The organism is Tenacibaculum mesophilum, assembly GCF_003867075.1.
GTDB classification, from domain to species: Bacteria; Bacteroidota; Bacteroidia; order Flavobacteriales; family Flavobacteriaceae; genus Polaribacter; species Polaribacter mesophilus.
This window is the reverse complement of sequence record NZ_CP032544.1, coordinates 1,096,982-1,110,440: the sequence shown is the minus strand read 5'-3', so window position 1 is coordinate 1,110,440 and position 13,459 is coordinate 1,096,982. Positions and strand designations below refer to the sequence as shown.

The 13,459-nt window shown below is 32.5% G+C and carries 8 protein-coding genes; 6 read left to right on the top strand and 2 right to left on the bottom strand.

Features of this window, described 5'->3' with window-relative positions:
* The first annotated feature begins 974 nt into the window (after nucleotides 1-974).
* The 4 genes from D6200_RS05015 to D6200_RS05000 all read left to right on the top strand — a co-directional run bounded on the left by D6200_RS05015 (nucleotide 975) and on the right by D6200_RS05000 (nucleotide 6,894).
* Nucleotides 975-2,435 carry an alkaline phosphatase PhoX gene (locus D6200_RS05015; RefSeq protein WP_073183093.1) on the top strand — a complete coding sequence of 487 codons (1,461 nt, stop codon included), beginning with the start codon at nucleotides 975-977 and terminating at the stop codon, nucleotides 2,433-2,435.
* A gap of 41 nt (nucleotides 2,436-2,476) precedes the next feature.
* A complete protein-coding gene (locus tag D6200_RS05010) occupies nucleotides 2,477-4,228 on the top strand; it encodes a cytochrome-c peroxidase (RefSeq protein WP_240627201.1) in 1,752 nt (583 codons plus the stop codon).
* 113 nt (nucleotides 4,229-4,341) lie between these two features.
* On the top strand, nucleotides 4,342-5,103 hold the full coding sequence (locus D6200_RS05005; protein ID WP_073183088.1) for a DUF6503 family protein: 762 nt from the start codon (nucleotides 4,342-4,344) through the stop codon (nucleotides 5,101-5,103).
* 129 nt (nucleotides 5,104-5,232) lie between these two features.
* Nucleotides 5,233-6,894 carry a sodium:solute symporter gene (locus tag D6200_RS05000; RefSeq protein ID WP_073183086.1) on the top strand — a complete coding sequence of 554 codons (1,662 nt, stop codon included), beginning with the start codon at nucleotides 5,233-5,235 and terminating at the stop codon, nucleotides 6,892-6,894.
* On the opposite strand, the gene D6200_RS04995 is transcribed toward D6200_RS05000, so the two are convergent.
* The gene (locus D6200_RS04995) at nucleotides 6,891-8,378 is read right to left on the bottom strand and encodes a bifunctional ADP-dependent NAD(P)H-hydrate dehydratase/NAD(P)H-hydrate epimerase (protein WP_073183084.1); all 1,488 of its coding nucleotides are present in this window, start codon (nucleotides 8,376-8,378) and stop codon (nucleotides 6,891-6,893) included. The genes D6200_RS05000 and D6200_RS04995 overlap by 4 nt on opposite strands.
* A gap of 90 nt (nucleotides 8,379-8,468) precedes the next feature.
* On the bottom strand, nucleotides 8,469-9,158 hold the full coding sequence (cmk, locus tag D6200_RS04990) for a (d)CMP kinase (protein WP_073183082.1): 690 nt from the start codon (nucleotides 9,156-9,158) through the stop codon (nucleotides 8,469-8,471).
* A 257-nt stretch (nucleotides 9,159-9,415) separates the two neighbouring features.
* On the opposite strand from cmk, the gene D6200_RS04985 reads away from it, so the two are divergent.
* Together D6200_RS04985 and D6200_RS04980 are read left to right on the top strand one after the other, a co-directional pair.
* Nucleotides 9,416-11,596 carry a T9SS type B sorting domain-containing protein gene (locus tag D6200_RS04985; protein ID WP_073183080.1) on the top strand — a complete coding sequence of 727 codons (2,181 nt, stop codon included), beginning with the start codon at nucleotides 9,416-9,418 and terminating at the stop codon, nucleotides 11,594-11,596.
* A gap of 10 nt (nucleotides 11,597-11,606) precedes the next feature.
* Nucleotides 11,607-13,445: a PorP/SprF family type IX secretion system membrane protein gene (locus tag D6200_RS04980; RefSeq protein ID WP_073183077.1), complete on the top strand. Its 1,839-nt coding sequence runs from the start codon at nucleotides 11,607-11,609 to the stop codon at nucleotides 13,443-13,445.
* Nucleotides 13,446-13,459 lie beyond the last annotated feature (14 nt).

Sequence of the window (13,459 nt, the reverse complement as noted above, 5' to 3'; positions counted from 1 at the left end):
CCAATTAAGTGTATCTTAATAAGTATGGTACAAATATACGAAATTTTTACAATAAAACAAGTGTTTTTTAGGTTTAAGTTATTGTAAATCAGTTGATTGTGTTGTTGTTAGGGTAAAGAAGGACTGTCCGGATAATATCCAGATAAGTAGTGTTTCTGTAACGTTTTGTACGTTAGTAGTTTAGAGTTCAATTAAGAGTTTTTAGTATGTTTAAATTAAAATTCCATTTTTCAAAAAAAATATAAAAAAAGCGCCCAAAATTAATTGGACGCTTTATATATCATTAGTTTTATAATCAAATCATATCTGAGTTTTCATTATAATTAACATACAACGTCCGGTTTCGAAAGATTCCTTCATCAGGATTCCCACGAAAACTACATGTTAAGCTTACAAGCTCTTGTGCTATATGTAAATTCATTTTTTTCATAAAAAACAAATATATAAAATTTTAAATAATTTCTGTTTTAACGAAATTTTTGGCTTTTGAGGTCTTTTTTACCTCATTTTGGTGAAAAAGTAAGTCAGTGACTTACTAAAAGTAAGTCACTGACTTACCAAAAAGAAAATTAGACGACTTATTTTTGTCTCGGTTAAAATTTAGACCTTCAATAAGGTTAAGATATAAAATGGGGAATTATATCACGTCGTAGGGAAAGTTCTATGAAGAAAAAGAAAAACAAAATGATTTTTACTCTAACCAAAGTAAAATATTCAAACTGAGAGTGTCTTTTAAGGCGCTCTTTTTTTATTAGAAAAAAGCTATATAGTCAGAAGATAAACGAGTTAAGTAAGTTAATAAATAGTTAAGTGCTGTGTTTTAATAACAAGTGTTTAGAGGTGGGAATAAAAATAGTTGTTTAAGTTTAGTTAAAGTTGGTAACCTTTTAGTGAGCTAGATTTAAACTACAGCTAAGAGCTTCTTAAAGTAAGTGTTGTTGATTTGCGGACATAACACAAAAATTAACATAATAATGAAAAACTTACTTAAATTAGGGTTCTTAGGCGTTTGCGGAGCTATAGCTTTAACATCTTGCGATTCTGATAGTACACCTAGTCACGGAGATTCAATTGAATTAAAAGCACACTCAAAAACTCCAAACTTTTTAAAATTAGAATCAGAGTTTTCTGGAGTAAACATTTTTCCTTTATTGTCTTCTGAAGATAAGTTAGAAGATACACCAAACTTTGTATACGGTTCTATGGCAGATGGAGCTGGGTTAATGAGAAATTCAGATGGAACTTATACTTTAATAAACAATATTGAGGCAGATTATTCAATTGCTCGTATTAAATTAGATAAAACTTTTAAGCCTGTACATGGTGAATATATTTTAAATGCAGATGCTACAGCTAGTACAGCACAATGTTCAGGTTCACTAATTACAGAGGCAGAACATGGTTTTGGTCCATTATATTTATCTGGTGGAGAATGGGGAGGAGCTTCTAAAGGGGTTTTTGCAACAGATCCTTTAAAAAATGATTCAGCAGCAAGTACTCCAAAAATGTTAACAGCTATGGGACAATGGTCTACAGAAAATGCAGTGGCAATTGGTAAAGATGCGTACGCAGATAAAACTGTTGTATTTATTGGAGATGATCATTCAGATAATGAAGTACCTTCAGGTCAATTAGGAATGTATGTAGGTGATAGAGGAGATTTAGAAGGTGGTAAATTATATGGTTTAAAGGTAACTGATGAAGGGATTGCTTATGAGGTAGATATGAAAGAAGGTACAACTTATAATGCTTCTTTTGTTGAGTTAACCGAAAAGAATATCGATTTATTAGATGCAGAGGCTAAAGAAAAAGGAGTGATGGGATTCTCTCGTTTAGAAGATATTGATTGGAGAAGAGGTTCTGCTAAAAACAACCGTGAAATCTATTTTTGTGTAACAGGTCGTAAAAAAGACGGTTTAGTAGGAAAAGGAACTATCTATGGGCGTGTATATAAAGTAGAGTTAAATGAAAATGATCCTACTGGAGCAGCAAAAATTACCTGTGTTTTAGATGGAGATAAATTAGATGGTAAAGCAAAAGCTTTCCATAGTCCAGATAATATCGTAGTTACAGAAAACTATGCGTATATTCAAGAAGATCCAAACGGATATTTTGATGGTGAAAAGAATCACGCAGCTAGCTTATATCAATACAACTTGAAAACAGGAGAGGTAAAGAAAGTGTTAGAGTGCGATCAGGTTGCAGCTTCTGCTCAAGGTTACGGAGCGTCTTATCAAGATAAAGCATGGGAAATTACTGGTATGATTGATGTTTCTGAAACTATTGGAGTAAGCAATACGTTTTTATTAATTACTCAAAATCATGGCTGGGAACCTGCTGATGGAGGAGCATTTACTGACCCTATGGCAAACGATGCAGCGGAAACAAGAAAAGAAGGAAGTCAATTATATGTAGTTCAAGGATTAGATAGATAATGACAAACAATTTTCAAAAAATAAAAAAGGCACATGTTATCATGTGTCTTTTTCTGGTATCTATAATTGGTTGTAAACAAGAAAAAGCAACAAGCTATTCAAAGCTAGATAATCAAGCTTTGGTGGCAAAAGTTCAAGAATATTATTCAAAGCGTCTTGATGACTGCATTTTAAGTTTAGAAGAAATTAATGTTGTTGATGAGGTTTCCGAAAAGCTCAATAAGTATAAGTTAGCGAGAAGGGAATTTAAGTTGATAGAACCTATATTAGCTTTTGCTGATAAAGAAAACTACAAGAGTCTAAATGCTCCTAATATTTTAAAGGTAGAAGAAGAGGATGCTACGGATATTAAAATAAGAGCTCCTTTTGGGTTTCAAGTTATTGAAGAGTTATTAAATGAGGATGAAGTTGACGTTGCAGAGGTAGAGAGCATTATAAAAAAGACAGTAAGTAGGCTTAAACTAATAGGGGCAAATAACACGTTGTATTTAAAAAAACACCATGTTTTATGGCTGTTGCGCGATCAAATTGCCCGTATAGCTTTGGTAGGAATAACAGGTTTTGATTCACCAGTGTTAGAGCAATCTTTATTAGAAGCAAAAACAAACTACGAAACCTTACTTTTTATTATAGGTACTTATAAAAGTGAGTTTTCAAAAGATAAATTGTATACTGATTTTGTAAATGAGTTGCAGACAGCTCAAAAAATGTTACAAGAAGGCAATTTTGAGTCGTTTAATCGCTATGATTTTATAAAAAATCACACACATAAACAATTGGAGCTGTTGGCAAAAACCTCAGAAGATTGGAAAGTAGAGTTTCCATTAACTATGGCGTTCAATAATAACATCACTTCATTATTTTCTAAAGAAACATTTAATATTGATTTCTTTAACGATTATCATCAGTTAGAAAAGGCGATGTCTAATGAAAAAATAGCTTTAGGAAGAAAACTATTTAATGATAAGAATTTATCAAAAGACGGTGTGATGAGCTGTGCTACTTGTCATATTAAAGATAAGGCTTTTACAGATGGGTTAGCAACTTTTCCAAAACAAAAAAGAAATACACCAATCTTACCGTATGCTGCTTATCAACAAACCTTTTTTCACGATGGAAGAGCAGGTAGTTTAGAGGGGCAAATTGTGGGAGTTGTTGAAAACAAGAATGAGTTTCATACCAATTTAGAAAACTTGACAGAAACTGTAAAAAATGACAGTGTATATACAAAGTCGTTTGCTAATTTATATGGAAAAGTAACTGATTTTAACATCCGAAATGCAATAGCAAATTATATTAGGAGTTTAGGCGATTTTAGTTCTAAGTTTGATAAAAATATCAACAATAAAGAAAACACTTTAACAACTTCTGAAATCAACGGATTTAATCTTTTTATGGGGAAGGCAAAATGTGCCACTTGTCACTTTCCACCTGTGTTTAACGGGACAGTTCCACCTAATTTTACGGAAACAGAAGTAGAATCTATTGGAGTTCCAAATATGAAAGAAACAGGGTTAGATGATGATTTAGGAGCTTATGATATATTTAAAACTGAAGAACGAAAATACTTTTTCAAAACTTCTACCGTTCGTAACATATCCAAAACGGCTCCCTATATGCATAATGGGGTGTATGAAACCTTAGAACAAGTAGTTGATTTTTATAATAAAGGTGGTGGACAAGGATTAGGATATAAAGTACCAAATCAAACGTTACCATCAGATAAATTGAATTTGTCAGAAAAAGAAATTAAAGACCTAATCGCTTTTATGGAAGCCTTAACGGATGAATAATTCATTCAATTTTTATAGTTAACATAAAACTCTCTAATATATATTTAGAGAGTTTTTTATTTTTACTGTAATTTCTAATGGTAGTTTCGACCAATTAGAACAAATCAATTATCATGAAAAAAATACTAGTACTAATCGCTATAGCTCTTGTTTCAATAGCATGTAAAAAAGAAGTTAAAAAGGAAACAATTAAAAAAGAAGAGGTAGCAACATTAAAATACCCGAAAACATTAGAAAAAATTTTTGAAAAACATGGAGGGATTGAACAATGGAAAAAAATGAAAACATTGTCATTCACACTAAAAAATGAAGAACATACTACAGACTTACATTCACGAAAAACAGTAGTGAATTCACCAGAATATTCTTTAGGGTTTGATGGAAAAGAAGTGTGGTTACAACAACAAGATTCAACAGCGTTTAAAGGAAACCCGGAGTTTTATTACAATCTATATTTTTATTTTTATGCAATGCCTTTTGTATTAGCTGATGATGGCATTGTGTATTCAGAAACAAAACCGCTGACTTTTGAAGGAGTTAGCTATCCAGGAATAAAAATTTCATACAAAGCCAACGTAGGAACTTCACCAGATGATAATTATTTTATATTTTACCATCCAGAAACAAAACAAATGGCATGGTTAGGGTATACGGTTACTTATTTTAGCAAAGAATCAACTGATGCTTATAAAATTATAAGATATAACGATTGGGAAAATGTTAACGGTTTGTTATTGCCAAAATCCATAACTTGGTATGCTAAAGATGAAAATGGGCAACCAACAGAACCAGGAAGAGAACCAATTCAGTTTAAAATGCCTTTGTTAAGTGAAGCATCATTAGCCAATAGTTTTTACGAAAAACCAAAAGAATAATCAACTAATAAAAAACAAAGTATGGATAAAAAGTATGTATGGAAAAAAGAGTATACATTAGTCTTAGTGGCTAATTTAGTATACATCGTGTTGTTTTACATAATCACTAACATATATACAAAATAAACCATGCAGCTAATAGATTGGATTGTTCTTTCGGTAACCTTATTGTTTATTGTTTTATATGGAGCTTGGAAAACCAAAGGAAGTAAAAATGTTGAAGATTACATAAAAGGAGGAAACGAAAGTAAATGGTGGACGATTGGTTTGTCAGTTATGGCAACACAAGCCAGTGCGATAACCTTTTTATCAACCCCAGGACAAGCATTTCATAGTGGAATGGGATTTGTGCAGTTTTACTTTGGATTACCAATAGCCATGGTAATTATCTGTTTGGTGTTTATTCCTATTTACCACCGATTAAAAGTTTATACAGCCTACGAATATTTAGAAGGAAGGTTTGATCAAAAAACTAGAACCTTGACAGCAATTCTGTTTTTAATTCAACGCGGATTAGCAGCTGGAATCACCATTTTTGCACCTGCTATTATTTTGTCTGCTGTTTTGGGTTGGGATTTAATTACTTTGAATATCATCATTGGGGTTTTGGTAATTATTTATACTGTTTCTGGAGGAACAAAGGCAGTGAGTGTTACGCAAAAACAACAAATGGCTGTAATTTTCGCAGGAATGTTTGTAGCTTTTTACTTGATATTACAATACTTACCCGACGATATTACATTTACCAAAGCACTAGAAATTGCAGGAGCTTCCGATAAAATGAAAGTGCTTGATTTTTCTTGGGATTTGAATAACCGTTACACGGTTTGGACAGGTATTTTAGGGGGGACATTTTTAATGTTATCGTATTTTGGAACAGACCAAAGCCAAGTACAGCGATACTTATCAGGAAAATCATTAAGAGAAAGTCAATTAGGATTGATTTTTAATGGGCTGTTAAAAGTACCGATGCAGTTTTTTATTCTGTTAGTAGGAGTGATGGTGTTTGTATTTTATCAGTTTAATCCGTCACCGTTAAATTTCAACCCAAAATCAGGAGAAGCAATAGCAAATTCCAACCTTGAAACAATAGAACAATATGTAAAATTAGAAGAGCAACATCGTTTTATTGAAGGAAGAAAAAAAGCGCTGATTTTTGAAGGGTTAACTCCTGAGAATGTAGCACAGATTCAAGAGTTTAATGAACAAGATAAGGTACTAAAGGAAGAAGCGAAAAATATTATTTCAAAAGTAGATCCGTTAGTAGAAACAAATGATAAAGATTATGTGTTTATTCATTTTATTCTGAATAATTTACCCAAAGGATTAATAGGTTTGTTGTTAGCGGTAATTTTATCTGCAGCAATGTCTTCTACAGCATCTGAATTAAACGCCTTAGGAGGTACTACAGCTATTGATTTATACAAACGAAATACGAAAATAGAATATAGCGAAGAGCATTATGTAAAAATGTCAAAATGGTTTACCCTAGGTTGGGGGATTTTGGCAATTTTAGTCGCCTGTATAGCAGATTTATTTGATAATTTAATTCAGCTTGTAAATATTATTGGTTCTATTTTTTATGGAAATGTGTTGGGAATATTCTTATTAGCCTTTTTTATAAAGTTTGTCAAAGGAAATGCAGTATTTATTGCAGCGATAATCACGCAATTAATTATTATCGCAGTTTGGTACATCGATTGGCTACCGTATTTGTGGTTGAATGCTTTAGGGTGCGGTTTAGTAATGCTATTAGCAATACTAATTCAATCAACGTCTAAAGAAAACTAACTTTTTTCTATTAGTAATGCATCAATAATATCAGAAGCAATTAGGGCGTTGTATCCTTTTTTGCAAGCGGCATCATCGCCTGCTTTTCCGTGGAAAAATACCCCTAATAAAGCGGCATGTAGAGGAGTGTAGTTTTGTGCTAATAAGCCTGTGATAATTCCTGTGAGTACATCACCGCTACCACCTGTTGCCATTCCTTGGTTTCCAGAAGTGTTGAAGTATAAATTTCCTTCAGGAGAAGAAATCACAGTATATGCATTTTTTAAAACTACGATACATTGATATTTTGCAGAAAACTCAAGTTGCTTTTGAAAACGTTCGGTTGAGGTGTCAGACTTTCCTACCAATCTATCAAACTCTTTAATATGTGGAGTTAAGATAGAGTTTTTAGGAAGTAACGATTTTAATTCTTCGTTTTGAGCAATAATATTAATAGCATCGGCATCAATAACTAACGGGCTACTACTTTTCGATACTAATTTTTTTACAAGTTGTGTTGTTTTTTCGTTAACATCCAATCCTGGACCTATCGCGAGAATGTCGTATTTGAAAATTTCTGGGAGTTGGGTCACGAATTCTTCATTCTCGTCGGTTAGGCATATTGCTTCTGGAATGGAAGATTGCATAATTTGATACCCGCATTTTGGTACGTAACTAGTTAGCAGACCTACACCACTTCGTAAGCAAGCTTTTGAAGAGAGTACCGCAGCTCCCATTTTTCCATAAGAACCTGCAATTAATAAAGCGTGTCCGTAACTTCCTTTGTGTGATTGACGTAATCGGGGTATTAAAATTTCAGTAATCTTTTCGTTTAAAATAAAATAGTTACTTTTCTGCTGTTGAATAAAATCTTCATCTAAACCAATATCAACTGTTTTCCAATTTTTTACATGGTTTCCATTTTCAGGAAAAAAGAATGAAAGTTTTGGTCTTTGAAAGCTCACTGCTATATCTGCATGTACAACAGTTTCAGAATCAGGAAGCTTATCGCAATATAAACCAGAAGGAAGATCAACAGCGTATATGGTTTTTTTAGCATTATTAATGTTTTCAATAACATGCTTTATAAAACCAGTAACAGGCTTGGAAAGCCCAAAACCAAAAATAGCGTCAATAATAACATCATATTCAAAAAAATCAGGAATTGTACTGGTTGATTTTATAGTGATAGTATCATCAAGTTTTTGAAAATTAATATCACAATCTGAGCTAAGTACATCTTTAAACTGAACTAAAAAAGGTTGTACAGTATATTTCTTACTTTTTAAAATTCTAGCAATAGCAAATCCGTCACCACCATTATTACCAACCCCACTAACAATAGCAATTTTTAGAGAACGGTTTAGTAAAGGTTCAATAGCTTTTACAAAGGCTAAAGATGCTTGTCCCATCAGAGCAAAAGAAGTAATTCCTTTTTTACTAATAGTATGTTCGTCAGCTTTTCGTATTTGTGTAACGTTGATTATTTTTTGAAGATTTTCCATGTTAGAAATTTACAACTTTACATAAAAAAAGCAAAAATAAACCCACAAAATTCTTTGTGGGCTTATTATAATTAATAGTATATGAAGTTTTTATTGAATTCTAGCATTAACTAAACTCATAATACGTTCAAATTGTTCTTTAAGTCCCATGTCAGAATTATCAAACTCAATAGCATCGTCAGCCATGACCAAAGGAGAGTCTTCTCGGGTAGAATCTATTCTGTCACGTTCTTGTACGTTTTGTAAAATTTCTTCGTACTTAACCTTGTCACCACGATCTATTAATTCTTTATAACGGCGAGTAGCACGTTTGTAGGCAGAAGCAGTCATAAATAATTTTAGTTCAGCATTAGGAAAAACTACGGTTCCAATATCACGACCATCCATAACAATACCTTTGTTTTTACCCATTTCCTGCTGCTCACGAACTAACTTTTTTCTAATTTCAGAAACTTCAGCAACTTTGCTTACCAATTTAGAAACTTCAATACTTCTAATTTCTTTTTCAACATTGGTTCCGTTTAAAAACATTTCAGCAAAACCAAGTTTTTCATTAAAAGTAAAAGATAGAGAAATGTTAGGTAAATCAGCAACTAAATTTTCTGAGTTAAAATGGTTTTTAGAAATATAATTATGCTGCATAGCATATAAAGTAACAGCTCTATACATAGCACCAGTATCAACATAAATATAACTAAGCTCTTTAGCTAATTGTTTAGCAATAGTACTCTTTCCTGTAGATGAAAAACCGTCAATGGCTATGGTGATTTTCTTTGTCATGATTCAAAAAAATAGATAGCAAATATACGGTGGATTTTTAATATAATGAGGTTGCTTTTTTGTGGTTAAGTTTAAGATTTTTTGTTTTTTTTAAAGTGTTGTATTGTAGTGATTTATAGGTTGTTTTTTTGTGTTTGTAAACTTTAGTTGTAGGTTACACATAGATTTTATATATTTCGGCGTTAAATTTTGTTAATTTTAATGCCGTTTTTGTTAAGAAAAACTATAAATTTGACACCCCTTAAAGGATCCCTTAGATGAAAAATTACACTAAAAGCATTTTATTACTTTTAGCGACACTTCTGTTTTGTGCAACAAGTGCTGTATCTCAGACGCTGCTTAAGCCTGAGATTCAGTTTTCTAATGCTTGTAATGGTGCAGCTACAGATTTTAATGTGATTTTTAAATACTCGGGGTCAGATTTTAACTCTAATAATGTATTTACGATAGAATTATCTGATGCTGATGGAAATTGGGGAAGTCCGATTAATGTAGGGACAGTAACTACTGAAAATTCTTCATATACTTTTTCTAGAACTTTTCAATTGCCTGATAATACTTACGGAACTAATTACAAGATACGTTTGGTTGCTAGTTCACCAGTAATGACCAGTCCAGATTCAGATTCGTTTGCAGCATATAAATTTTCAACAGATACTTTAGTTTTAAATAATTATGATGATGTTGTACTTTGTGATAGTGGATCAGCAGAACTTATATTAAATACTAATCAGAATGGTAATTACGAATGGTACAAAGATGATGTATTATTTACCACTACAACGGAACCTAAACTAGAGGTCACTTTATCTGGAAAGTATGAAGTGAAAATTGATTATGGAGCTTGTGGGTTTAGAGAGTCTACAATATCTAATGTAATTATCTTAGATAATACAGCCAAACAAATTAAAGGGCCTTCAACCGTAGAAATATGTGGAGATGAGTCACATACTTTTGAAGCTAACACAAATCGTTCAGGTTTAACCTATAATTGGTACTTAGACAATAAATTAGTACAATCATCTAATTCTTCAACCTATACAACACCAACAACAGGGCAGTTTGGAACGTATCATTTGGTAATTGATACAGGAACCTGTACTACCAAGTCAAACGATGTAGTGTTACAACAACAAACTACAGCAGGTTTTACAGTAACGAATGTTGGAGCCTTAGAAAGAATTATTTTATTTGGTGAAAAAAAAGAATTGTGTATTACACATGATGCTGACCCCTCAGAAGTTACTATAGAATGGTATAGAGATGATGTAACTATGGGAACTGCTGTTAGAAATCAGTTATGCATAGATGCAGCTACAGCAGGGGTATATTATGCAAGAGTAACAAAGAGTACAGGTTCAGCTTGTGATGATATAGTTGATTCTGAAAAGTTTACATTGTTAAATGTAACGTCATTTGAGCCAACCATTAGAGTGGAAACGAGCTATGAGGAATGTAATACTAGAAGTACAGAGTTAAGTATAGTAGGGGTGAAGGCAGAGGCAGAAAATGGAGATATGTATGATCTAACATCAGATCAAATAGCTTTACTAAGTTTTGAATGGTATAAAAATAATGTATCAACAGGAGGAACAGTAAGCGAATACGAAGTTAATTCGTATTTAGATAATGGGACATATACATTAAAAGTAAGTTTTAATGGTGTAGAGGGGGTGTCTAATGAATTGGATGTTAAGTTGGCTGAAGTACCCGAAATAAGAAGCACATCAACTTCAAACTCACTTTGTGCTGGGTCTTCTATAACTTATACAATAAATAATGTAGTAGCAGGTTATACGTATCAGTGGATTAAAGATGGTACGGATGATGTTACCCCTGCTAACCCTGAAAACTTAATAGTAACTGAAGTTGGAGAATATGTGTTGAAATATTCAGGTTTTGGTTGTGATAATGAACTAGAGCCTATAAACGTAGTGATGTTTGATGATTCTGCGGTAACCATAACTCCTTCTGAGATTGTGGTAATGGAGGAAGGAAGTTCAGCAACTATAACAGCAGCAGGGGGAGAGTCATATGAGTGGTATCAAGGAGAGAGTATATCAGGAACCACATTATCAACAACAGAACAGTTAGAAGTAACAGAGCTAGGTTTTTACACAGTATTAGTAAAAGTAGGGGCCTGTTCGGTAACAAGAACGGTAGAAGTTGTAGAGCCAGATGATCAAATTATAGTACCCAACACCTTAACTCCTAATGGAGACGGTAAAAATGACACATGGAAGATATCAAACAAATATGCGTTTCAACCACTAGTAACTGTAATGTTGTATAATGCTAATGGTAAAGAGATTTTAAAAACAACTGAGTACAAAAATGATTGGCCAACAGAAGATTTAGGAAATCAAAAAGTTTTTTATTATAAAATAATAAGAGAAGACAAATTGATTAAAGCTGGAACGATATCTGTTTTACACTAAAAAGGTTAGAATGATTAGAAAAATTACCTTACTTATTATATTGATATTAAATGTGTTTGTTATACAAGCGCAAACTTCTGGTAATGAACAGCAATATAATAGCTTCAGTTCTCGTAACTTTATGAAGTTTAATCGCTTTTTAACCGTGCCAACATTTTCTGCATTACGAGAAAACAAAACATCTCTTTCAGCTATAGTAAGAAATAGTAACATAGATTTTGATGATAATCCCCGTTTATATGTGCTTACGTATTCAGGGAAAATGAGAGAAAATGTTGGAGCAGGAGTGGCTGTATATCAACAAGATGTAGGGTCGGTAAAAGATTTTGGAGCTATAGCAAATTATGCACATCGTTTACAGTTAAATGAAACGATGGATTTAACTTTTGGATTTAATTTTTTATATAGTAGAAGAAGTTTAAACTGGGGGAAGGTTCTAGTAACTGATGATGACGATACTTTTTTAAGTAATTATCAAGATGATCCTGTGGTTAATTTTCAACCAGCAGTAACGTTGTCTATTGGAAAGTTTGATGTTGGTGTCTTTTTCGAGAATTTAGTAGACTTTAATCTTAAAAAAAGTGAGATGGCAACTTCTTTTGGAGAAAAAACATTTTCGGGACATCTAATGTACTCTCATGAATTTACTTACGCATCAGGGCTTTTTGAAGGAGCTGATGTAAGATTCCTAGCAACCGCTAGAAAACCAGGGAATGATGACTTTGGTTTTGGAGGGAGCGCTATAGTAGATTTACCTAAAGCAGGTTGGGTTAAAGCTGGTTATGACAAAACATATGGAATTTCAGCTGGTGTTGGAATAAACCTTTCAGAAAATTTAGCGATAGGATTTAGTTACGAAAAAAGTAGTTTTGCAGCAACAAATGAAGTTGGACTTATTTATAATTTTGGTAAAAAAAGGTTTACAAGAGAACGACCTAAGAGGAGAACAGGAAATATTAAAGTAAACCTTCCAGAAAGAACACCTAAAAAAGAAATAGAATATAAAAACCCAGAACATAACGATTTATCTGACGAGATTCAACAAGCACAGGATTCTATTGATATACTAAATAAAAAGATAGATGAAGTATTACGAATACTGAAAAATCAACCGGCTCCTAAAGTAATTACCAATACTAATACAGTAATTATTAAAGATAGTGCTCAAACAAAAGATACCACATTAAGAAGAAGATCAAATAAACCATGGCGTAAGAGTACTGTAACTCGCTCTGGTGGAGGAGGAACTATGTATTATGTGGTTTCGGACCAATTTAGAAGTAAAGAAAATGCAGAAGCTTTGATAGATAAATGGGCCCGATTAGATATTGAAGCTAAGTATGTATTTGAACCTAATAAAAAATTATACTATGTATACATAGATAGGTTTGCTAAAGAAGAGGAGGCAGAAGAAAAGGTAGACGATTTTAATGATAAAACACGTTTATTTGAAAAGAATGATGAGAAAAAAGATAATTCTACAATAAAGGTTAATAAGACTACTAAGGACCCTGTGTACGTAGTTAAAATTACCTTAGGAGGAGAGCTTAGTAGTTATGAAGAGCCAAAAACTCAACCACCAGCGAGGGTTTATCCGATGCAGGCCGAAGGAGTTGAGCCCGGATATTATTTACGAGTATACGTAAATTCTCAGAAAGCATTAGCTGATAGAAATGTAGATGAATTAAGAAACGATGACATAGATGCAGATTATTTTGTAGATCCAAAAACAGGCTACATGCATATATATATATTTAAAACAACAGATAGATCGGAAGCGATTAAAATGTACAATACAAATTTAAATGGTGCTTTTTATGATCGTAAAGCAATCATTCAAATTAAATAATATAATAAAATAAA

Bases quoted from the DNA above. Each gene is read 5' to 3' on its own strand.
- D6200_RS05000 (WP_073183086.1), top strand. From the start codon at position 5,233: ATGCAGCTAATAGATTGGATTGTTCTTTCGGTAACCTTATTGTTTATT.
- D6200_RS04980 (WP_073183077.1), top strand. From the start codon at position 11,607: ATGATTAGAAAAATTACCTTACTTATTATATTGATATTAAATGTGTTT.
- D6200_RS05005 (WP_073183088.1), top strand. From the start codon at position 4,342: ATGAAAAAAATACTAGTACTAATCGCTATAGCTCTTGTTTCAATAGCA.
- D6200_RS05010 (WP_240627201.1), top strand. From the start codon at position 2,477: ATGTGTCTTTTTCTGGTATCTATAATTGGTTGTAAACAAGAAAAAGCA.
- D6200_RS04985 (WP_073183080.1), top strand. From the start codon at position 9,416: ATGAAAAATTACACTAAAAGCATTTTATTACTTTTAGCGACACTTCTG.
- cmk (WP_073183082.1), bottom strand. From the start codon at position 9,158: ATGACAAAGAAAATCACCATAGCCATTGACGGTTTTTCATCTACAGGA.
- D6200_RS05015 (WP_073183093.1), top strand. From the start codon at position 975: ATGAAAAACTTACTTAAATTAGGGTTCTTAGGCGTTTGCGGAGCTATA.
- D6200_RS04995 (WP_073183084.1), bottom strand. From the start codon at position 8,378: ATGGAAAATCTTCAAAAAATAATCAACGTTACACAAATACGAAAAGCT.